The sequence below is a fragment of the Bradyrhizobium oligotrophicum genome (assembly GCF_051168495.1).
GTDB classification, from domain to species: domain Bacteria; phylum Pseudomonadota; class Alphaproteobacteria; order Rhizobiales; family Xanthobacteraceae; genus Bradyrhizobium; species Bradyrhizobium oligotrophicum_A.
The window spans coordinates 77901-98878 of the sequence record NZ_JBNPVB010000013.1 but is presented as its reverse complement, the minus strand read 5'-3'; the positions used below and the strand labels follow the sequence as shown (position 1 = coordinate 98878).

At 65.0% G+C, this 20978-nt stretch carries 15 protein-coding genes; 7 read left to right on the top strand and 8 right to left on the bottom strand.

Annotation, left to right across the window (positions count from 1 at the left end; translation table 11 throughout):
• Window positions 1–20: 20 nt before the first annotated feature.
• The 3 genes from sufC to ACQR1B_RS23370 all read right to left on the bottom strand — a co-directional run bounded on the left by sufC (window position 21) and on the right by ACQR1B_RS23370 (window position 3637).
• Entirely contained in the window at window positions 21–773 is a 753-nt protein-coding gene (sufC, locus tag ACQR1B_RS23380) for a Fe-S cluster assembly ATPase SufC (protein ID WP_434833918.1), read from the bottom strand.
• Window positions 774–892: 119 nt separating this feature from the next.
• Window positions 893–2389, bottom strand: coding sequence for a Fe-S cluster assembly protein SufB (sufB, locus tag ACQR1B_RS23375; protein WP_434833917.1), 1497 nt, complete (start codon window positions 2387–2389; stop codon window positions 893–895).
• Between the two features lie 84 nt (window positions 2390–2473).
• Window positions 2474–3637, bottom strand: coding sequence for a cysteine desulfurase family protein (locus ACQR1B_RS23370; protein ID WP_434833916.1), 1164 nt, complete (start codon window positions 3635–3637; stop codon window positions 2474–2476).
• Between the two features lie 172 nt (window positions 3638–3809).
• Between ACQR1B_RS23370 and ACQR1B_RS23365 the strand changes: the two genes are divergently transcribed.
• On the top strand, window positions 3810–4688 hold the full coding sequence (locus ACQR1B_RS23365) for a LytTR family DNA-binding domain-containing protein (RefSeq protein WP_434833915.1): 879 nt from the start codon (window positions 3810–3812) through the stop codon (window positions 4686–4688).
• A 277-nt stretch (window positions 4689–4965) separates the two neighbouring features.
• Window positions 4966–5613: an alpha/beta hydrolase gene (locus ACQR1B_RS23360; protein WP_231323698.1), complete on the top strand. Its 648-nt coding sequence runs from the start codon at window positions 4966–4968 to the stop codon at window positions 5611–5613.
• Between the two features lie 197 nt (window positions 5614–5810).
• Here the strand turns inward: ACQR1B_RS23360 and ACQR1B_RS23355 are convergent, their stop codons facing one another.
• Window positions 5811–6488 carry a glutathione S-transferase family protein gene (locus ACQR1B_RS23355; protein WP_434833914.1) on the bottom strand — a complete coding sequence of 226 codons (678 nt, stop codon included), beginning with the start codon at window positions 6486–6488 and terminating at the stop codon, window positions 5811–5813.
• An 81-nt stretch (window positions 6489–6569) separates the two neighbouring features.
• Window positions 6570–7673, bottom strand: coding sequence for an anhydro-N-acetylmuramic acid kinase (locus ACQR1B_RS23350; RefSeq protein WP_434833913.1), 1104 nt, complete (start codon window positions 7671–7673; stop codon window positions 6570–6572).
• Window positions 7674–7870: 197 nt separating this feature from the next.
• Between ACQR1B_RS23350 and tyrS the strand changes: the two genes are divergently transcribed.
• Window positions 7871–9136 (top strand): tyrosine--tRNA ligase, encoded by a 1266-nt coding sequence (gene tyrS, locus ACQR1B_RS23345; RefSeq protein ID WP_434833912.1) that lies wholly within the window; start codon window positions 7871–7873, stop codon window positions 9134–9136.
• Window positions 9137–9711: 575 nt separating this feature from the next.
• Here the strand turns inward: tyrS and ACQR1B_RS23340 are convergent.
• The 3 genes from ACQR1B_RS23340 to ACQR1B_RS23330 form a co-directional block, all read right to left on the bottom strand.
• Window positions 9712–10254, bottom strand: a complete 543-nt coding sequence (locus tag ACQR1B_RS23340) for a hypothetical protein (RefSeq protein WP_434833911.1) — start codon at window positions 10252–10254, stop codon at window positions 9712–9714.
• A 374-nt stretch (window positions 10255–10628) separates the two neighbouring features.
• A complete protein-coding gene (locus tag ACQR1B_RS23335; RefSeq protein WP_434833910.1) occupies window positions 10629–11111 on the bottom strand; it encodes an SH3 domain-containing protein in 483 nt (160 codons plus the stop codon).
• Between the two features lie 469 nt (window positions 11112–11580).
• Complete coding sequence (locus tag ACQR1B_RS23330) at window positions 11581–15282, bottom strand: YhdP family protein (RefSeq protein WP_434833909.1); 3702 nt, start codon at window positions 15280–15282, stop codon at window positions 11581–11583.
• Window positions 15283–15791: 509 nt separating this feature from the next.
• On the opposite strand from ACQR1B_RS23330, the gene ACQR1B_RS23325 reads away from it, so the two are divergent.
• From ACQR1B_RS23325 to ACQR1B_RS23310, 4 genes are all read left to right on the top strand, one after another.
• The gene (locus tag ACQR1B_RS23325) at window positions 15792–16505 is read left to right on the top strand and encodes a peroxiredoxin (RefSeq protein WP_434833908.1); all 714 of its coding nucleotides are present in this window, start codon (window positions 15792–15794) and stop codon (window positions 16503–16505) included.
• 107 nt (window positions 16506–16612) lie between these two features.
• Window positions 16613–17986, top strand: a complete 1374-nt coding sequence (locus ACQR1B_RS23320) for a peptidoglycan DD-metalloendopeptidase family protein (protein WP_434833907.1) — start codon at window positions 16613–16615, stop codon at window positions 17984–17986.
• A 140-nt stretch (window positions 17987–18126) separates the two neighbouring features.
• Entirely contained in the window at window positions 18127–18489 is a 363-nt protein-coding gene (locus tag ACQR1B_RS23315; RefSeq protein ID WP_434833906.1) for a DUF2946 family protein, read from the top strand.
• Between the two features lie 176 nt (window positions 18490–18665).
• Window positions 18666–20960 carry a TonB-dependent receptor gene (locus ACQR1B_RS23310; RefSeq protein ID WP_434833905.1) on the top strand — a complete coding sequence of 765 codons (2295 nt, stop codon included), beginning with the start codon at window positions 18666–18668 and terminating at the stop codon, window positions 20958–20960.
• Window positions 20961–20978: the final 18 nt, after the last annotated feature.

Sequence of the window (20978 nt, the reverse complement as noted above, 5' to 3'; positions counted from 1 at the left end):
ATCCATTCACGACAGCAGCATCAGGCCGCGTCTTCGAACTGGGCGTAACCTGACGCCTCGAGTTCGTGCGCGAGCTCTTTGCCACCGCTCTTCACGACGCGGCCCTTTGACATCACGTGAACGACGTCGGGCACGATGTAGTTCAAGAGGCGCTGATAGTGGGTGATCACGACCATCGAGCGCTCCGGCGAACGCAGCGCGTTGACGCCGTCGGCGGCGATCCGCAGCGCGTCGATGTCGAGGCCGGAATCCATCTCGTCGAGGATGCACAGCGACGGCTGGAACAGCGCCATCTGCAACACCTCGTTGCGCTTCTTCTCGCCGCCGGAGAAGCCGACATTGACGCCGCGCTTCAACATGTCCTGCGGGATGCTGAGCTGCTTGGATATCTCACGCACCTTCTTCAGGAAGTCCGGCGTCGAATATTCCTCCTCGCCGCGCGCCTTGCGCTGTGCGTTGAGCGCCGTGCGCAGGAAGGTCATGGTGGCGACGCCGGGAATCTCGACCGGATACTGGAACGCCAGGAACACGCCCTTGGCGGCGCGCTCGTCCGGCGCCATCGCCAAGAGATCCTCGCCCTTGAACAGCACCTCACCGCCGGTGACCTCATAGCCCGGCTTGCCGGCGATGACGTGGGACAGCGTCGACTTGCCGGAGCCGTTCGGCCCCATGATCGCATGCACCTTGCCGGCGTCGATCGTCAGCGTCAGGCCGTGGAGAATCTCGCGCTCCTCGACGCGGACCTGCAGGTTCTTGATTTCGAGTAGTGCCATTGTTTTCTCTTCTGTCTGTTCCTCGTCCTCTCGGAGCGCCGCAGGCGCGTCTCGAAGGACCGAGGCCCACAAAGCTGATGCTTGAGAAGGCCGCTCAGCGGCCTTCTCAGGATGTGGCCTTATCCCACCGAACCTTCGAGGCTGATCGAGATCAGCTTCTGCGCCTCGACCGCGAACTCCATCGGCAGCTGCTGCAGCACGTCCTTGACGAAGCCGTTGACGACGAGACCGACCGCTTCCTCTTGGCTCAGGCCACGCTGAATGCAGTAGAACAGCACGTCCTCGGAGATCTTGGACGTCGTCGCCTCGTGCTCGAAGGTGGCCGAGGAGTTCTTGGCCTCGATGTAAGGCACGGTGTGCGCGCCGCAGCGGTCGCCGATCAGCAGCGAATCGCAGGCGGTGAAGTTGCGCGCGTTCGTCGCCTTGCGATGCGCCGTCACCAGGCCGCGGTAGGTGTTCTGCGAGCGGCCGGCCGCGATGCCCTTGGAGATAATCCGGCTCGACGTGTTCTTGCCGAGATGGATCATCTTGGTGCCGCTATCGACCTGCTGATAGCCGTTCGAAATCGCGATCGAGTAAAACTCGCCGCGCGAATTGTCACCGCGCAGGATGCAGCTCGGATATTTCCAGGTGATCGCCGATCCGGTCTCGACCTGGGTCCAGGAGATCTTGGAATTGTTGCCACGGCAGTCGCCACGCTTGGTGACGAAATTGTAGATGCCGCCGACACCCTCCGAATTGCCCGGATACCAGTTCTGCACCGTCGAATATTTGATCTCGGCATCGTCATGCGCAACGAGCTCGACCACGGCCGCATGCAGCTGGTTCTCGTCGCGCTGCGGTGCCGTGCAGCCTTCGAGGTAGCTGACATAGGCGCCCTTGTCGGCGATGATCAGCGTGCGCTCGAACTGTCCGGTGTTGCGCTCGTTGATGCGGAAATAGGTCGACAGCTCCATCGGACAGCGCACGCCCGGCGGCACGTAGACGAACGAGCCGTCAGAGAACACCGCCGAGTTCAAGGTCGCATAGAAATTGTCCGAGGTCGGCACCACGCTGCCGAGATATTTCTGCACCAGCTCGGGATGCTCACGGATGGCCTCCGAGATCGGCATGAAGATCACGCCGGCCTTCTTCAGCTCCTCCTTGAACGTCGTCGCCACCGACACCGAATCGAACACGGCATCGACCGCGATCTTGCGGGTCTCCGGGCTGCCGGCGCCGGGCACCGGCTCGACGCCTTCGAGGATCGCGACCTCGCGCAGGGGGATACCGAGCTTCTCATAAGTCTTCAGGATCTCCGGATCGATCTCGTCGATCGAGGAGAGCTGCTTCTTCGGCTTCGGCGCCGAGTAATAATAGAGATCCTGGAAATCGATCTTCGGATAGTCGACGCGCGCCCAGGTCGGCTCGGTCATGGTCAGCCAGCGGCGATAGGCCTCCAGGCGCCATTCGAGCATCCAGGCGGGCTCGTTCTTCTTGCCCGAGATGTAACGGATCGTGTCTTCGGAAAGCCCCTTCGGAGCCTTCTCGGATTCGATGACGGTCTCGAACCCATAACGATATTGGTCGACGTCGATCCGCCTGACGCGGTCGACCGTCTCTTGTACGGCTGGCATTCAATCCTCCGCTCGCGGTTTCAAGGACCGCGGTGGACACGTTCTGGAACCGTCTTACGACGTTTCGGCGACGAAATCACGCCCTTAGAATCGCTCAAGCACGGTTTCGTCGCCTCCCTTAAGTAGGGTCATTGACAGCTTTCGCCAAGCCTCAAGGCAGCGATCGATGTCCGCCTCCGAGGTGGACCAGCCCAGACTGAGGCGCACCGCGCCCTGGGCCGCGGCGGAACTTGCGCCCATGGCTTCCAGCACGTGGGACGGCTGAACCTTGCCGGAGGAGCAGGCCGACCCCGACGATACCGCCACACCTTCGAGATCGAAGCCGATCACGGCCGTCTCGGCCTTCATCCCGGGTGCGGTGAACAGCGTGGTATTGGGCAGCCGCGCCGCCTCCGACGAAAAGACCGTCACGCCGGGCGTCCGGCGAAGGCCGGCTTCGAGACGGTCGCGCAGGGCGGTGATCTGGGCCCGATCCGCCTGCAGCGCCGCCAGCGCCGCAGCGGCGGCGGCACCAAAGCCGGCAATCCCGGCCAAATTCTCGGTTCCCGCCCGGCGCCCGCGTTCCTGGCCGCCGCCGCGCAGCATCGGAATCACCTCCTCGGCGCCGGCGCCGAGCACCAGCGCGCCGACGCCCTTGGGTCCCCCGATCTTGTGCGCAGAAATGGTCATAAGGTCCGCACCCATCGCATTGATATCCAGCGGTATTTTCCCGAACGCCTGGATGGCGTCGACGTGCAGCAGCCCGCCGGCCCGGTGCACGGTCTCAGCCAGTTGCGAAATCGGTTGAAGCACCCCGGTCTCGTTGTTGGCGGCCATGACGGAGACCAATGCGGGCGGCCCGCCGGCCAGCAGCGCCGCCAGGCGGCCGATATCGACCACGCCGCACGCATCCACCGCAATCGTCTGCACCACGGTCGGCGCGAACCGGCCGCCGGCCAGCACCGAAGCGTGCTCGACCGCCGAGACCAGCAGGCGCTGCACCGGACCGGCGGGCGCCTTCAGCCCTGGGCACAGGGCCAGCCCATTGGCCTCGGTCCCGCCGGAGGTGAACACGACGCGGCGGGCGACGGCACCCAGACCGCGGGCGATCACCGCGCGGGCGTCCTCCATCAGCCGCCGCGCCTTGCGGCCCTCGGCATGCACCGACGACGGATTGCCGACGAGATCGATGGCCGCGAGCATCGCCTGCCGCGCCTCGGGGCGTAGCGGCGTGGTCGCGTTCCAGTCGAGATAGACCCTGTCAGCCATCGGACCGTTCTAGCAAGTTGCGACAGGGCCAGCCATCGCGGCCGTCAGCCCCAGAATGAAGACGCTCAGCGATGCTGCCGTGCAGGCGCCGCCGTGGTATCGTTGCGCACCCGATCGAGATAGCGGCTGCGACGGCATGAACAAGATCATTGGCGCCGGTTTGAGTTCCGTCTTGAGTTCCACCCTGGGGTCCGTCTCGCGCCCAAACGACCGCACCTTCTATGCCGCGGTCGCCGCCATCTCGCTCGCCACCGGCCTGGTCAACGCGCTGTCGGCGGCCCAGGACGCTGCGAGGCATGGCGCGGTCTACGATATCCGGCTGCCGCTGCTGTGGGAGATGACGAGCATCCTCGTCATCGTGCTGCTCGCGCCGCTTCTGCTCGCCGCCGTTCGAACCCTGCTCGGGTCGTCCGCATGGTCGGTCCGCATCGCGGTCGCGCTCGGCGCGATCCTGGCTTTCTCCGCGCTCCACATCACCGGCATGGTGAGCCTGCGCAAGCTCGTGATGTGGACGGCAGGCAGCAGTTACGACTTCCGTCTCTCGCTCGCGACGCTGGTCTACGAGCTCCGCAAGGACATCCTGACGGCGACCCTGATCGGCGGCGCGATCTGGCTGTTCGACCGCGACCGGACACGCGCGACGGACCGGCCTGCGCCGCGGCCCGAGAGCCCTGCCCCAGCCGCGCTCTGGCTGCGCGACGGCGCGAGCCGCATCCGTATCGCGCCGGCCGACATCCTGTGGGTCGCCTCCGCCGGCAACTATGTCGAATACGCCCTGGCCGATGGCCGGCAGCATCTTGTCCGCGGCACCTTGGCGGCGGCAGAGACCGAGCTCGACAGCTTCGGGATGATCCGAATCCATCGCACCCGGCTGGTCAACATCGCCAGAGTGACGGCGCTGTCGGTGCTGCCGTCGGGAGATTTCGGCCTGACCTTCGACACCGGACAATCGGTCCAGGGCAGCCGCCGCTATCGGGGCGCGGTCGCCCGGTTGCAGCAGGCCCAGAGTCCGGACGGAAACGACAAACAAAACGCCAGCGTTTTCAAATGACTACAATGGCCTTCCGGCCGTCCGAGACGATCTCCGCTCGCCGCGCGCGGACCGAGAGGAAAGGCGAGGAGCCTGCGACATCCCGATCGCCGGCCGTTGAAAATCCTTGCTTTTTGCCCTGCGCTCCATGCTAGAAGGCCAACTTCAAGTCACGCCAGCGCTGCTCCGTCCAAGCGAACGGATGGTGCTCGATCACCACTTTTCCTGCTGAACTCGTCGGCGAGGCGCCAGATGAAGCACGGACGAAGTCGGTCGATGTTCTGCCAAGGATTCTCTGATGCCTGAAGTCATCTTCAACGGTCCGGCGGGCCGCCTCGAGGGCCGTTACCATCCGGCCAAGCAGAAGAACGCGCCGATCGCGATGATCCTGCATCCACATCCGCAGTTCCATGGCACGATGAACCACCAGATCGTGTACCAGTGCTACTACGCCTTCGCGCATCGCGGCTTCTCGGTGCTGCGCTTCAATTTCCGCGGCGTCGGCCGCAGCCAGGGCTCGTTCGACCACGGCACCGGTGAATTGTCAGACGCGGCCTCCGCGCTCGACTGGGCGCAGACCATCAATCCGGAAGCGCGCGCCTGCTGGGTCGCCGGCTTCTCGTTCGGCGCCTGGATCGGCATGCAGCTCCTGATGCGCCGTCCCGAGGTCGAGGGCTTCATCTCGATCGCCCCGCCCGCCAACCTCTACGACTTCTCGTTCCTGGCGCCCTGCCCGTCCTCGGGCCTGATCGTCCATGGCGAGAAGGACGCGGTGGTGCCGCCCAAGGACGTCAACACGCTGGTCGAGAAGCTGAAGACCCAGAAGGGCATCGTGATTGATCAGCAGATCATCCCCGGCGCCAACCACTTCTTCGACAGCAAGCTCGAGCCGCTGATGGAAACCATCACGGCCTATCTCGACATGCGCCTCGCCAACGTGAGGTGAGGTCAGCACGTCGGCGCCAAGGCCTCGATCTGTAGGGTGGGCAAAGGCGCTGCCGTGCTGTCGCCGCGTACGCACTGGTCGTCGCGCCGTGCCCACCATTCTAACCTTTAGCGCCGAGCCAACGGTGGGCACACGATGAGATCACCGCTTCGCGCCGATCTCATCGCTTTGCCCACCCTACGCTTTAAGGGGCTTCCTCACGCCGCCTGCTTCAACAAATACGCATCGTGCCGTGCGAGAAACGCGCGCAGCTGCTGCGGATAGTCGGCGCTGACGGCCGTCCTCACGCTCGGGCGCTGCGCGAGCTGATTGCGCCACGCGCGGACCTTCGGCGTTCCGGCGAAGATGCCGAGATCACCATACGCGTCGAACACGTCGAAGTAGCGGAAGACCGGTGCGAACACGGCGTCGACCAGGCTGAAGCGCGCACCATCGAAATACGGCCCCACGCCCAGCGCGTCCTCGACGCGGACGAACTTCGCCGTGAGCGCCTCGCGCTTGGCGGCGAACACCGCGCTGTCCTGCGTCGTCTCCAGGCCCCAGAGGTCGGCGAGGATCGCCGAGCCGAACTCCATCCAGGCCCGATCCTGGGCGCGCGCGAGCGCATCCTCCGGATGCAGCTTCGCGCCGGCTTGCGTCTCCTCGATGTACTCGCAGATCACGTTGCTCTCGAACAACGCCACCTCGCCTTGCGCTGATGGCACCACCAGCACCGGCACCTTGCCGAGCGGCGAGAGTTTCAAGAACCACTCGGGCTTGTCGGCGAGATCGATGTCGATCCGTTCGAACGCAACACCCTTCTCGGTCAGCGCGATGACGGCGCGTTGCACATAGGGGCAGAGCGTGTGGCTGATCAGCTTCAGGGAGGGCGACATGACATCCTCGGCAGTTTAATGCAGATGCATCAAACTAGATGCGCATGCATGCAACTGTCAAGGTCGATGCAACTGCATCGATCAGGGACGCGCGATCACCCCGCCGGTCATCGGGAACGGCACACCGGTCGTTGTCGGATAGCTCAGCGGCAGGCCCTTCATGCCGCGGACGGCCAGGAAGCCGAACGCCTGCGCCTCGATCGCGTCGGCCGACCAGCCCAGCGCATCAGCGGATTCGACCGTGGCGGGCGCGACGCGCTCGCGCAGCATCCGCATCATGGTATGGTTGCGGGCGCCGCCGCCGCAGACGATCCAGCTCGCCGGCGGCTTCGGCAACAGCGGCGCGACACAGGCGATCGCGGCCGCCGTGAATGCGGTCAAGGTCGCAGCGCCGTCGGCCGGTTTCACCTCGCCGAGCTTCAGCGCGGCAAAATCGTTGCGATCGAGCGATTTCGGCGGCGGCAGCGCAAAGAACGGCAGCGCCAGCGCCTCAGCGATCCACGCCTCGTCCGGCGTGCCCTGCTCCGCGACGCGGCCGTCCTGGTCGAATGCCTGCCCGGTCGTGCGGTGCATGAAGTCGTCGAGCAGCGCGTTGCCCGGGCCGGTGTCGCAGGCGATCAGCACGTCCTCGCCATCGATATAGGTGATGTTGGAGACGCCGCCGATATTGACTACGGCGATCGGCCCTTCGCGTGACAGCGACTGCGCCAGCGCGCGGTGATAGACCGGCACGAACGGGGCGCCCTGCCCGCCGAAATCGACATCCGCGGCGCGGAAATCATGCATCACCGGAATGCGGACGGCCTTGGCCAGCGCCATGGCATCGCCGATCTGCACGGTTAGCCGACGTTCGGGGCGGTGCAGCACGGTCTGGCCGTGGAAGCCGATAATGTCGATGTCCTCCGCGGCGAGCCGGTGCTGCGCCAGGAACGCCGCGATCGCCTCGGCATGGGCCGCCGTCACCGCGAGTTCGGCCTCGCGCACCCGCCCGGGACGGGCCTCCCGCCGCCCGATCTGGACCGCATCCGCCAGCGCCTCGCGCAGCAGGCTGCGCTCGGCGGCGCTGTAGGGCCGATAGCCGGAAGGACCGAGGCTCTTGATCTGACGCCCGTCGGTCTCGATCAGGGCCACGTCCACCCCGTCGAGCGAGGTGCCACTCATGAGGCCAATTGCAGTCAGAATCATAGCAGTCGAACCTGAAAATCCTGGCCTCGCCTGGAAGTGCGGCTGATTTGAGGTCCCGCCGGCGTCTTGCACATGACCTTGTACAAGCCGGGCGCATCTTATAATGCCACAACGCTCGGATCTGCGGCAGCCGCCCGTCCGTCCCGCGCCGCGGCAAGCGGCCAATACCGTAAACAAATGCTCAGAGTCGCCCGACAATGACTGGCTTCAAGTCTGATTTCCTGAACGTGCTGCAGAGCCGCGGATTCATTCATCAGTGCTCGGATTTCGACGGGCTGGATGCGCTCGCCGCCAAGGGCCAGGCGACCGCCTATGTCGGCTATGACTGCACCGCACGCTCGCTGCACATCGGCAACTTCCTGACCATGATGATGCTGTACTGGCTGCAGCAGACCGGCAACAAACCGATCACCCTGATGGGCGGCGGCACCACCATGGTCGGCGATCCCTCCGGCAAGGACGAGACCCGCGCGATGCGCACGGTCGAGGAGATCGAAGCCAACAAGGCCTCGATCCGCGGCGTGTTCGCCAAGGTGCTGCGTTACGGCGACGGCGCGACCGACGCCATCATGCTCGACAACGCCGACTGGCTGACGAAGCTGAACTGGATCGAGATGCTGCGCGACATCGGCCGGCATTTCTCGGTCAACCGCATGCTGACCATGGACTCGGTGAAGCTGCGGCTCGAGCGCGAGCAGGAGATGAGCTTCATCGAGTTCAACTACATGGTCTGCCAGGCCTATGACTTCGTCGAGCTGTCGCGGCGCGCCGGCTGCCGGCTGCAGATGGGCGGCTCCGACCAGTGGGGCAACATCGTCAACGGCGTCGAGCTCGGCCGCCGCATGGGCACCGAGCAGCTGTTCGCGCTGACCACCCCGCTGCTGACCACCGCCTCCGGCGCCAAGATGGGCAAGACCGCGCAGGGCGCGATCTGGCTCAATGCCGACCAGTGCAGCCCGTATGAGTTCTGGCAGTACTGGCGCAACACCGAGGACGCCGACGTCGTCAAGTTCCTCAAGCTGTTCACGACCCTGCCGCTGTCCGAGATCGAGAAGCTCGGAGCTCTGCAGGGCGCCGAGATCAACGAGGCCAAGAAGGCGCTCGCGGATGCAGCCACCACTCTGCTGCATGGCGAAGAGGCTGCGCGCACCGCGGCCGAGACCGCGCGCCGCACCTTCGAGGAAGGCGCGATTGCGGAGAACCTGCCGACGGTGCTCATACCCGAACACGAAAGCAAGTTCTTCTACGGGCCTGATGGTCTCTCGGTGATCATCGCCGCCCAACTCGCTAAGCTAGCTAAGTCAAATGGCGAAGCGCGCCGCCTAGTCGAAGGAAGAGGCTTGAGAATCAACGACATCATTGTGACCGAGCTGCTACGAACCTTAACTCCTGCCGATCTTCGAGATGGTGTGATCAAGTTATCCCAAGGACGCAAGCGCCACGTCCTAATTAAGCCCTCGTAGGGATTTCAATAGAAAGCTCGGACTGCCCTCGTCTCCCTTGGGCAGTCCGCAGCAAATGCTAGAATAGCCTCTGACGACTTGTGCCGTTCGATAGCACTAGGTGGGCGAGTTACTCGCCGCCCTGGGACTTTTGATAATTCGTCCAACACTCTCCAATTGTGGAGTTTTCTGTAAGTTTGTACGGCTCGACACTATCTAGGAGGCGCGCCAGCTCCGAAATTGGCTGCGGTACGCTAGAGCGAGGCCTCGTCAAACGATCGCGGATGTGATCTCGCCCCTCGCGAAGCGTAAGCGTCTGAATCTGTCGATGCTTCTTAGATCCATCTGAAAGACGAAATAGAACTGTCTTCGGGACAGAGAACTCATGAAACAACTCAAGTTGTGCCGCTGTTGAGCCCCCAGGGCGTACAGCACTAACGTGTCCCACGAGCTTCATCAGCGCTATACGAATAAGATCGAGGTTTTCCCTCGCAATAGCATCAGGATGATGTTTAATAAACGCACCAACGATCGATTCTGAACTTGCGCCCTTTGCGGCCATTTTAGCCTTCAGTGCAGCCAACAAATTCTGCACTTCAGGCGCGTGTCTCTTTCTCACGACTATGCCACTCCTGTGCGAATCGGGTCAGCCAGCATAGCGCATGTTCCAGATGCAAGCCAATTTTTTGTTCATCTAACATAACGCTTCCACCGGCGATCACATCTGCTGGATCGTCGTTATTCGCCGCTAGCGCCTCAAGAGCTGTTTGCAATCGAAGGATATGGTCGTAACGACGCGAAGCGGAATCGCGACGCTCTTTGATTCCTGCGAGCGCCATTCGATCGGCCTGATTGAGTGTAGGCTGCAGTGAGCCGTCTTCGGCCTCAACTCTGCCCCCCAACAACCGTCCGATCGCAGCGGCCTCTTTTGCCGACGGGCGCTTGTGGTGACGGAAAAGATAGTCCGAGTATGCATTCTTTCCGTGCTGTGCCTCCAGCGCTAGCGCTTCCGACACAAGTAGTCGGCGCGCTTGGTTCGCCTCTGAAGCGTTTCCAAGCGGAAGAAGTACAGCGCCTCGTGCGGCGTCTCCGCGGGAAACGACGCGAAACACCCTGTTTGGTGTGGTGGTGTTGCTCATGACGCTACCTCCCTAAATCCTTTTCTCTCAGAGTTCACCAACGCGCGTTGATCGGCAACAGTCCATTTCTCATCCCCTCCGACGGCAATACTTGGCTGCAAGCTCTGTGCCGTACCTCAAAGCTAGCGATGTTAATGGGTTAACCTGGTCTCGCAATGCGGTAGGAGTGAGTCGAATTTGCTCCCGCGGCAAAAACTACCTACCCCAGGCTTATCGAGCTGTTACTGACCCCTGCCGAGCTGACCAGCGAGGGCGTGATCAAGCTGTCGCTCGGCAAGAAGCGCCACGTCCTGGTCAAGCCTGCATAGGGGCATTCGCTTCTGCCCGCTTGTCAGGGAACGCCGAACGGCGCTCCCTGACGGGCATGACGATCGCTACTCATATTCGTGGCCGAAATAATCGTCATCCCAATTGTCCCGCCAACCGGGCGGCAGGGTGTCGTCTTCCCAATGATAGTCGACCCATCGCGGCAGGTCGCTGTAGAGCGGCAGCTCGCGGTAGTAATCGTGCCAGTACGTATCGATGTGGAAGGTCACGATCGGCATCTCGATGCGCGGTGCATAGGCCGGGACATAGACGCGTCGCGTCTCGTAGTTGAACTGAAGGTGGGCGCCTGAAGCCCAGCCGCGAATTCCGGACGCGCTCACGTCGCACCACCGATAGCCGGTCAAGCAGCCGTGGATCGTCAGCGTCGAGCCCGCTCCGAGCACGCCCACCGCTGGAAATCGCACATTCGGTCCGGAGCGAACGTTGAGATTGACCCCCGCATAGCCCTCGAAGCTGGCTGCCGCAGCCCCGTCGCTCAGGCCGACCATGATCAGGAGTGCGGCCAGGGAAAAGAGCGGTGTGTTTTTCATATGACTCCTCATGGATCATTCTTTCATGGCTTCGCACGCCCCGAGCCGGTGACGCCGGTTGCATCCCGGATGCCCCACGGGTTCGGTCGCGTGGCACACGATCGGGTCTGCGCGCGACCTTTGGATGTCTCGCCGGATGGTGCCCGGTGAGAACGGAGCCACTAACCGCCGGAGGGTTACGGCAGACTGACGGGCTCGGCGCCCTGCCTTTCGTCGAGCGATGCGCCCGCCAGAGCGCCATCGACCGGCGCGCGGCTCGATGAGCACCACGGCATGGCTGGAGCTGTGTGTCGCGCCGTGATCATACGCATGTTCGGCGGCAACCGTGTCCGCGTGCGCGAACTGACCGGCTCACGAAGCGCGTTGTGGCCCGGCGATCACCCTGCCAAACGGCTTGGCGGCATCTGTGGCACGATCACGATCGGCAGCGGGTTCGGCTCGCACTGGGATCATGGACGATCCGCAAACCTCAGTTGTTCGGCGGCATATCCGCTGGCGGATAGGGCTGCTTGCCGGTGTTGAACTGGAAGATATTGCGGAAAACGCCGGGGGCCATCGCCGAGATCGGATTGACGCGCATCACCGGCGCGCTCGGCGTCCCGACCACTTCGTAGGTCACACCGATCAGGCCTTCCTTGTTGCCGTTGCCGAGGATCAGACCGAAGAACGGAATCTGGCCGAAGATGTTGTTCAGCCCATAGGCGGGCACGATCGTGCCGTTCATCCGCACCTGGTTGGCGTTGTAATCGATGTTGCCCTCGATCGTGAGCCCGATCGTCGGTCCCTGGACGATGCCGTCCCTGAACGACATCAGGCCCGGCTGCCGGGTGAATTCGGCGCGCAGCGCCGTAAAACCGATACCGCCTTGGCCTGCGCCTTGCACGCCACCCGCCACGGCGCGGTCGAGCTGCTGCTCGCCTCTCACGCTGAAGTCCCGGATGTTGATCAGCCCTTCCTTGGGAGCGGGATCTGCGGTCGGCGGCTCCATGGCCAATTCCAGTTGTCCGCCTTGGACCTTCGAATAAGTGTCGGCGAAGCGCAGCAGCGCACCGGCATCGTTCGTCGAGAGATAAATGACCTCGCGGCCTTGACGTCGTCCGCGCTGATCCGCGGCGTCGCGCCCGACGCGCAGATCGGCGGTCACCGGCGTGTCGCGCCCCACCTTGCCGTTGAGGTTGAAGCTCTTGAAGGCGCCGCCGCGCTTGGAGAGCTTGAGGTCGACACCGCGTAGCGCCTCGCCGTTGAAGCCGGCGACCGCGCCGAGCTTGACCTCGGCGTCGAAGTCGAGATTGGAGCGCGCCTTGTTCTTGTCGGCATCCTTGTTGGTGCCTGAGATCGCCGACTTCAGGAAGCCGCGGCCGTCGAACACGTCGCCACGCATCGACAGCTTCAAGATGCCGTCCTGGCCGCGCTCGGCCTTGATCTGCGTCTTGTCACCTTCAGACGGCGAATAGGTCGGGAAGTTGGCGTTCATGAGGTCGCCGTTCTGGTCGACCTCGAGCGAGCCCTTGATGGCGACGCCGCCACCTTCGACGTTGATGTCCTCGAAGCGCGTCGATTGCGGCTTGGCCACCACCAGGAAGCTCGCCTTGCCCGCCTTGCCCGGATTCTTCACCCAGCCCGGCAGCAGATTGTCGAGACGGAGCTGGGTCAGATCGGCCTCGACGGCGATCCGGCTGTCGCGATCGCTGGAGCCGGCGATCTTGCCGTTGAGCTTGAGCGGAACGTTGCCGGTGATCACAGTACCCAGATCCATGCCGAGCCGCGCCCGGCTGGCATCGTCGAGGATCGCCTGCATCCTGAGATCGGCGTCGCCTTCGGTCGGCTTGCGATAGTCGAGCGTCGCCGGCTGACCGTTGATCTTGACGTCGCCCTTGACCTGATAGCCGGCCGTATTGGCAACGATCTTGAGCGCATTGGCCTCGAGCTTCTGGTTCATCACCAGCTTGTCGGCGGAAAAGCCGTTGAGGTCGGCCGTGACCGTGTAGTTGGTATCGGCCTTGGTCAGCTCGCCCTTGACCGGCATTGCCAGATTGACGTTGGCCTGGAACGTTCCCTTGGTCTGGTTGGGATCGAGCGGCATCGACGACAGGTCGTTGAGGCGGTCGGAGGCGAGGATTTCGGCGGCGGCCGCCACCTGTCCATCGACGCGCATGCGCACGCGCGAGGGCGACGGCTTCGGCGCCATGTCCGGAACTTCGAACACGACATCGGAGAAGTTGAGCTTGCGGCCGGCCGGCGTGTCGGCGACGCCCTGCCCGACGGTCACGGTCGCAGTGCGCCCGGTCACGTGCGCCTTCATGTCGGCATCGCGCACCGCCGGCAGGCCGTCGACCGGTCGCACCGTCACATTGGTCGCAACGACGTTGACGTCGAGGCCGTCGTCGGGAATCGGCGGCCCCTTGCGCGGCAGGTTGCGGGTCGGCGAATTGACCGCGATGTCGATACGCTGGACGTTGCCGCGCTCGATGCGGTCGATCATCCAGGCCCGCACCTCCGGCACGATCAGCGCCGGCCAGAGCCGCTTCATCGCCAGCGCGGGCATCGGCGTCGCGGCGAAGCCGAGCTTGAGCCGTGGCTCGCCAGCATAGTCGATGCTGCCGGTGCCGGCGACGCCGATCTCTCCGTTGGAGACCTCGGCCTGCGTCAGCACCACGCGCTTGCCTTCGGTATCGAAGCGGAAGTTGATCGAGATGCGGTTGAAGATCAGCGGCGGCTCGTTGGCGATCGCACCGAGGAGGATCGTGCCGCCGCTGAGGCCGAGCCTCCAATCATTGACGCCGTCATTCGGCGGCTCGAGATTCGCATTCAGCGTGACGCGGTTGGCCCCCGAGATCACCTTGAACGGCGCGACCAGCACGCGGCGGCCGGCATCCCACTCCATGTTCAGCTCGGCGGAGTCGATCGCCATCGGATAATCCGGCGTATCGGTATCGATGATGTTGCCGGCGCCGATGTTGACCTTGCCGCGCAGATAGGTCGGCAGTCCGTCACGGGCGAGTTCGCCCTTGATCTCGCCGGTGAGCGGCAGGTCCGCCATATAGGTCAGATCTTTCAGCCGCAGCGCCAGTAGAATGTTGCTGGTCGAAACCTTGTCGGCCTTGACGTCGATCGTGCGCACGCCATTGGCCGGCGGCCCCACCAGGACCCGCAACTGCCACGGCTTGGCGCCCTCCTCGCCCAGGCTCAGCGCAACACCGCCGCCGGACGGCCGGCGCAGGCTGAGGCTGATGTTCTCGAACGTCCACTTGTTGCCGCGCTGCTCATCGTCGACGACCAGCACGCCGTTCTTCAGGCCGATCTCGTTCAGGTTCTGGCCGTCGAGCCCGGTCAGGCTCAGGCTGTCCAGCCAATCGAGGCCGGCGAGCAGGCCGTTCGGAGTGCTGACCGGCACGGCGGGGACCGTTACGGCCGGTGTGGTCTGCGACGAGCTGCCTTGCGCCCCTGCCGGCGGCGGCACGGCAGCCGTCCCCGGACGCGGAAAGGTCGGCGGCAGGCCGGCGTCGCGCTTGGACGCGACCCCGGTGGCCAACGGCTTGCTGCTTGAACCGGTCGAGACGGTGACGGTGCCGTCCGGCGTGATCCGGACCGCGAGCTCGGCATCGACCAGCTTGAGGCTCTCGGCCCGCAGTTGGCCCATCATCAGCGCAACGCCGGACAGCCTCACCTCGGCCTTCGGCGCGCTCGCGACGACCGCATGATCCTGATCGCGGACGACGACATCGCGGACCCGCACGGCAATGTGAAGTCGGCCGGCGCGCTCGATCTGGGTGCCGCCGACCTCGACCGTGTTGCCGTGACCGATATTGTCCTCGATCGCGGCAGCCAGCCATGGCGTCGCCAGATCGAGGCTGATCGGTCCCGCGCCGAGCCGCAGCCACAAGGCGCCGAAGCCGACGGTCAGACAGAGCACCAGGACTGCGAACGCGATCACGCCGCGCAGCAACAGCCGTCGGCCCCGCCGGCGCGGACGCAGCGCGCCGTTGCGCGACAGGCCGGCCACGTCCGTATCGGAACGCGACAACAGGCGATGCGGCCGTTGCCCGCCCGCCTCGTCATGCGCGGCCGCCTCTTCGGACATGTCGGCGACGTCCCAGTCGGCGTCATCCCACTGTTGGCCCTGGGTGTCCGCTTGCAGATGGGGCCGGTGGGGTGATGTCTGTCTTGCCATTGCCTCTCGGTGCTGGCCGATGGTGTCCGATAAGTTGGTGACAATCTGGCGTCGGCCAGATTGGTCGCCGATGGTGCCCCGACCATTCACGGGGCGCGCCGTTCGCTGACGGGCATCGCCCGTTGGCCCGTCGATCCCGTCCCCCCGGACAGGCGCCGTCAAATCGTCCGACTCCGGCACGCCCGCGACGCGGAGCAGACGACGCAGGAAATCATCGCCACTATACCCCGCCGCCGTCTGGTTTGCCCACCCGCTCGTCGCGGTGGACTGCTGCGTCCCCACGGCCGATCGACATGCGTCGTGGGGAGGGCTGATCCGGAGACGGTACGAGAGTCGTCATTGCACTGCTGCTCACGCTTGCTGGTAGCCAGGATTTTCGCATCATCGCAAGAGGAGTCATTTCCCCCGGGGGAGTTGCGAGGCGCGGATACCAGATCGATCCCGGGACACCGGACAAGAACCGGGATACTTTCATTTTTGAGCCGCGGAAAGCGACGAAAGGAAGGCGCATGTCAAAGGAATCACGGAAGAAATCCTCTAACCCGGCGTCGTACGGGGCGGCGCCCGGGAATCGCTTGGCCACCGCGGCCAAGAAGGTCGCCCAAAAGACCGCCAAGCCGGCCACGAAGAAGCCCGTGAAAAAAATCGCCGCCAAAGCCGCGAAGGCGACCACCAGCGCCAGCACGCAGACCGCGGCCGCCAAGGCGGTGCCTGCCAGGGCCAAGGCGACCAAGCCGGCCGCCCCGGTTGCCGGCGGAACCGGACTCGCCGAGGGGGCAAAGGCGCCCGCCTTCAAGCTCCCCCGCGACGGCGGCGGAACCGTTTCCCTGGCGGATCACGCGGGACAGAAGCTCGTGCTGTTCTTCTATCCCAAGGCCAACACACCCGGCTGCACCAAGGAGGCGATCGACTTCACCCGGCTGTCCAAGGAATTCGCCGCCGCCGGCACCACGGTGCTCGGCGTATCGGCCGATTCGGTCAAGGCGCAGGACAGTTTCCGCGACAAGCACGATCTCGCCGTGCCTCTCGTCTCCGACGAGACGCATGGAATGCTCGAGGCCTATGGCGCCTGGGGCGAGAAGTCGCTCTATGGCCGCAAGTTTCTCGGCATCATCCGAAGCACGGTGCTGATCGGCGCCGACGGCCGCGTCGCCAGGATCTGGCGCAACGTCAAGGTCGACGGCCATGCCGACGCGGTGCTGGCGGCGGCGAAGGCCCTGTAGGATTGCGAGGCATGACGTTGGGGGAAAATTAACCATGCAGGGGTCAAATCCCTCCCGTAAATGACGCCGCTGGGAAATGATGAGCTCCGGCCGGCGCGGGAGTGCCGATGTCGTATCGTTCCGGCCATCACGCCGAATATCCCCAGCACCATTCTCACGACCGTGGGCACGCCCATCATCGGCGTGCGCCTGCGAACCATCCGGCGCCTGCCCCGGCCGCCGCCGCTGCGGCGTCGGAGAGCGACTACACGCTGGTCCATGCCGGCAAGCAGGTGCGCATCGGCCCGGTCGTGTTCTGGATCGTGATCGGCACCGTCAGCCTGCTCGGCATCTGGTCGGCGGCGACCGCCACCTATTTCGCCTTCCGCGACGACGTGCTGACGCGCCTGATCGCGCGCCAGGCCGAGATGCAATACGCCTATGAGGACCGCATCGCCGAGCTGCGCGCCAAGGTCGACCGCGCCACCAGCCGGCAGCTGCTCGACCAGGAGCAGTTCGATCAGAAGCTCGACCAGATCCTCAAACGCCAGACCGCGCTCGAAGGCCGCGCCACCGCGCTCGGCAGCATGCCCGACGTGACCGGCTCGATCCGTCAGCCGGCGCGCGGACCGGCCGCGATCGAACCGCCATCGGCGCCGGCCACGCCCAAGCCGTCGCCGATCAGCGATACCGTGATCTTCACCGCGCCGCCCGATCGCGAGGCGCGGCTCGAATCGCGCAGCCCGGTGATGGCCAATGCGCAGCCGAATCAATCCATGAAGCTCGCCGGCGTCGACAATGTGCTGACGCGGCTGACGCGCTCGCTTGACCAGGTCGAGGCGCGGCAGATCGCGATGCTGTCCTCGGCCGAGGAGACGCTGGAATCGAAGCTGCGCCGGATGCGCGGCGTGATCACCGATCTCGGCCTCGACATGGGCCAACTCGAAGCGGCCGCGCCAAAGGGCGGCATGGGCGGCCCGTTCGTGCCGGTCAAGCTCGGTGCCGAGTCCGGTCCGTTCGAGCGCCAGCTCTACCGCATCAGCATCACCCGCGCCCAGGTCGACAAGATGAACCGGACGCTGTCGCTGGTGCCCTACCGCAAGCCTGTGATCGGCGAGGTCGAGTTCACCTCGGGCTTCGGCGTGCGCTCCGATCCGTTCCTCGGCCGCCCGGCGATGCACACCGGACTCGACTTCCGCGCCGCCACCGGCGATCCCGTCCGCGTCACCGCCAATGGTAAGGTCGTGAACGCCGGCTGGGCCGGCGGCTATGGCCGCATGGTCGAGGTCGACCACGGCAACGGCCTCTCCACCCGCTACGGCCATCTCTCCGAGATCAACGTCAAGATCGGCCAGCAGGTGAAGATCGGCGAGGTCATCGGCGAAGTCGGCTCCACCGGCCGCTCAACCGGCCCGCATCTGCATTACGAGACGCGCATCGACGGCGAAGCCGTCGACCCGCAGAAATTCTTGCGCGCCGGCGTCCGGCTGAGCGCCGGATAGCTGCGACATACGATCGCGCTCTGCTGGCAACGACACCCTGGCTTGAGCGATCGCAACTTGCCGCCGCCCGAAGGCATGTTAATCATGCCGGCGGGGGTTCACGGGTCGTGCGTCGCAATCGCTTACATCGCAAGCATGTCATGGGCACGATCGCCTGTGCGATGGCCTATGTCCTCGCGCTGCAGCTCACGCTGGCCGTCAGCCTGAATGCGCTGTTGCCGCCCGGGCTCGCGTTCGGCTTCGGCGAGATCTGCCACGCGGAGGCGGGAGCGGGCTCCGCCGATCGCCAGGACGCTGCGCCGGGCGCCCCGGAAGCGGCCTCTGCCGCACATTGTCCGCTATGCGTGACGCCGGGCTTCGCGCTGCTCGCGCCGCCGGATGCGCCGGTGGTCACGCTCCGGCGCGTGCTCGGGATCAGGTTCGAACCGATTGCCGCGCCGCGCATCGATGTCGCCGACATCCATTCCGCGCACCGCGCCCGCGGGCCGCCCGCGCGCGCCTGAGCGGCACTGCTCCCTCCGACACATCGGATTCGCTGCCTGACGATCCGCGCCTGATCGCGCCGTGATCCGTCCGGCACGCACACCGTCCCTCGCATCACTGCCGGGCGCCGTACGCGCGCGCCCTGCTCCCGTCTCATGCGCACATGCTGCGCAAGCATCCTTTGCAGAGTTCATTCATGTCGAACCGCACACCACGCCAAAGACGGCGCATCTCGCCCGTCATCTCCGGGCTCGCGCCGCCCGCTTTGCTCGCGGCGGCCCTGCTTGGTCCCGTCACGGACCAGGCCATCGCGCAATCAAATCCGCTGCTGCCGACGGTGACCGTCGTTCCACCGCGTTCGCGCGCGGCCAAGCCGCGGCCTCAGCCTGCCGGACCGCAGGAGACCCGCGCGCCGGCGCAACGCGCGCCTGAAACCGCCGCCGAGCAAAAAGACGCCGCCCCGAACGCCGCGGTGCGCACGCTGCCGGCGCAGGCCGGCTTCGACCGCGCGCTGTCGTCGAGCGATTCGGCGAGCCTCGTCACCGATCTGCCGGGCGGCGCGGCGTGGGGCGCCGGCGGCGTCTCTAGCCTGCCCGCGATCAACGGCATGGGCGCCGACCGCCTGCAGGTCGCGATCAATTCGATGCTGATCTCGCCGGCCTGCCCGAACGAGATGAATCCGCCGCTGTCCTTCGTCAATCCGGCCATGGTCGCCAGGATGCGCGCCTATCTCGGCATCGGTCCGGTGTCGGTGGGTGGCGACTACATCGGCAGCCGCATCGACGTCACCACGGCCCCGCCGGTGTTCGCAGCCACGGACGGCTGGATCGCCAGCACACGGCTCTCCAGCTTCTTCCGCAGCAACGGCAACGCCTATGGCGTCGATGCCACCGCCACCGCCGCCAACCGCGACACCAGCGTGACCTATACCGGCGGCTGGGTCCGTTCCGGCAACATCAAGGCCGGCGACGGCTCGACCGTGAAATCGACGCTGTACGAGACGCAGAACCACGCCATCAGCATCTCCAAGCGCAGCTTCGGCAACCTGTTCACGTTCCAGGTCGGCGGCCAGTTCATCCCCTATCAGGGCTATGTCAACCAGTACATGGACATGGTCTACAACCGCGGCCTGTACGCCAACGGCCGCTACGAAGGCACGTTCGACTGGGGCATGCTCGAAGCCTCCGCCTTCGTGCATCAGATCCGGCACACGATGGGCTTCATCGCCCCCGACAAGGTCGCGTCCATGCCGATGGACACCAAGGGGCTCGACGGCGGCTACGCGGTCAAGGCGACGCTTCCGGTGTCCGGCCAGGATCTGCTGCGTGTCGGCAACGAGCTCGCGATGAACCGGCTCGACGATTGGTGGAATCCCGTTGCCGGAACGATGATGATGAGCCCGAACACCTTCATCAACATCAATGGCGGCCGGCGCGACCGCCTCGGCAGTTTCGTCGAATGGGAGCGGCGCTGGGACCGGCAGTGGACGTCGATCCTCGGCCTGCGCAACGACATGGTGTGGATGAACACCGGCAACGTCGCGGGCTACAATGCGATGATGTACGGCGCCGACGCCGCCGCGTTCAATGCCGCCGACCGCGCGCGCACCGACGCACATTTCGACGGCTCAGCGCTGGTCCGCTACGAGCCCGACGCGATCAGCCAGTACGAGCTCGGCTTTGCCCGCAAGACCCGCTCGCCCAACCTCTATGAGCGCTACGCCTGGTCTACCAACGCGATGGCGATGCAGATGATCGGCTGGTTCGGCGACGGCAACGGCTATGTCGGCAATCTCGACCTCAAGCCGGAGAAGGCGCATACGGTGAGCTTCACGGCCGGCTGGCACGACGCCGCGCAAAAACTCTGGGACGTCAAGGTGACGCCCTATGCGAGCTACGTGAAGGACTACATCGACGTCGACCGCTGCGGCACGGCGAGCTGCCTCGCCAGCAATCCCGCCAACCTGACCGCGAACACCGGCTTCGTCTATCTGCAGTTCGCCAACCATGACGCGACGCTGTATGGCATCAACGTCGAGGGCCGGCTGACGGTGTGGGACGATCTGACCTACGGCCACGGCCAGATCCGCGGCCTGATCGGCTATGTCAGGGGCCGCCGCACCGACGGCGTCGACCTCTATCACATGATGCCGATCAACGCGAAGCTCGCGCTCGACCATCATCTCGGCGGCTGGACCAATTCGGTCGAGCTGCAGCTCGTCGGATCGAAGACTGTCGTGAGCCAGGTCCGCAACGAGCTGACCACGGCGTCCTACGCGCTGGTCAACCTGCGCACCGGCTATGAATGGCAGCACGTGCGGCTCGATCTCGGCGTCGACAACCTGTTCAACCAGACCTACGACCTGCCGCTCGGCGGCGCCGATCTGGTCGACTACCAGGTGGTGTCGATGATGGGCTCGTCGGCCGCCTACGGCTATTCCGTCAAGGGCCCGGGGCGCTCGCTGAACGCGCGGCTGAGCGTCAGCTTCTGACGCGACATCGACGAGCCC

What these genes read in the sequence shown, in the direction of transcription:
- ACQR1B_RS23340 (WP_434833911.1), bottom strand. Translation starts at nt 10,254, where the DNA reads ATGAGCAACACCACCACACCAAACAGGGTGTTTCGCGTCGTTTCCCGC.
- ACQR1B_RS23335 (WP_434833910.1), bottom strand. Translation starts at nt 11,111, where the DNA reads ATGAAAAACACACCGCTCTTTTCCCTGGCCGCACTCCTGATCATGGTC.
- ACQR1B_RS23370 (WP_434833916.1), bottom strand. Translation starts at nt 3,637, where the DNA reads ATGGCTGACAGGGTCTATCTCGACTGGAACGCGACCACGCCGCTACGC.
- ACQR1B_RS23320 (WP_434833907.1), top strand. Translation starts at nt 16,613, where the DNA reads ATGTCGTATCGTTCCGGCCATCACGCCGAATATCCCCAGCACCATTCT.
- tyrS (WP_434833912.1), top strand. Translation starts at nt 7,871, where the DNA reads ATGACTGGCTTCAAGTCTGATTTCCTGAACGTGCTGCAGAGCCGCGGA.
- ACQR1B_RS23310 (WP_434833905.1), top strand. Translation starts at nt 18,666, where the DNA reads ATGTCGAACCGCACACCACGCCAAAGACGGCGCATCTCGCCCGTCATC.
- sufC (WP_434833918.1), bottom strand. Translation starts at nt 773, where the DNA reads ATGGCACTACTCGAAATCAAGAACCTGCAGGTCCGCGTCGAGGAGCGC.
- ACQR1B_RS23315 (WP_434833906.1), top strand. Translation starts at nt 18,127, where the DNA reads ATGGGCACGATCGCCTGTGCGATGGCCTATGTCCTCGCGCTGCAGCTC.
- ACQR1B_RS23355 (WP_434833914.1), bottom strand. Translation starts at nt 6,488, where the DNA reads ATGTCGCCCTCCCTGAAGCTGATCAGCCACACGCTCTGCCCCTATGTG.
- ACQR1B_RS23330 (WP_434833909.1), bottom strand. Translation starts at nt 15,282, where the DNA reads ATGGCAAGACAGACATCACCCCACCGGCCCCATCTGCAAGCGGACACC.
- ACQR1B_RS23360 (WP_231323698.1), top strand. Translation starts at nt 4,966, where the DNA reads ATGCCTGAAGTCATCTTCAACGGTCCGGCGGGCCGCCTCGAGGGCCGT.
- ACQR1B_RS23325 (WP_434833908.1), top strand. Translation starts at nt 15,792, where the DNA reads ATGTCAAAGGAATCACGGAAGAAATCCTCTAACCCGGCGTCGTACGGG.
- ACQR1B_RS23350 (WP_434833913.1), bottom strand. Translation starts at nt 7,673, where the DNA reads ATGATTCTGACTGCAATTGGCCTCATGAGTGGCACCTCGCTCGACGGG.
- sufB (WP_434833917.1), bottom strand. Translation starts at nt 2,389, where the DNA reads ATGCCAGCCGTACAAGAGACGGTCGACCGCGTCAGGCGGATCGACGTC.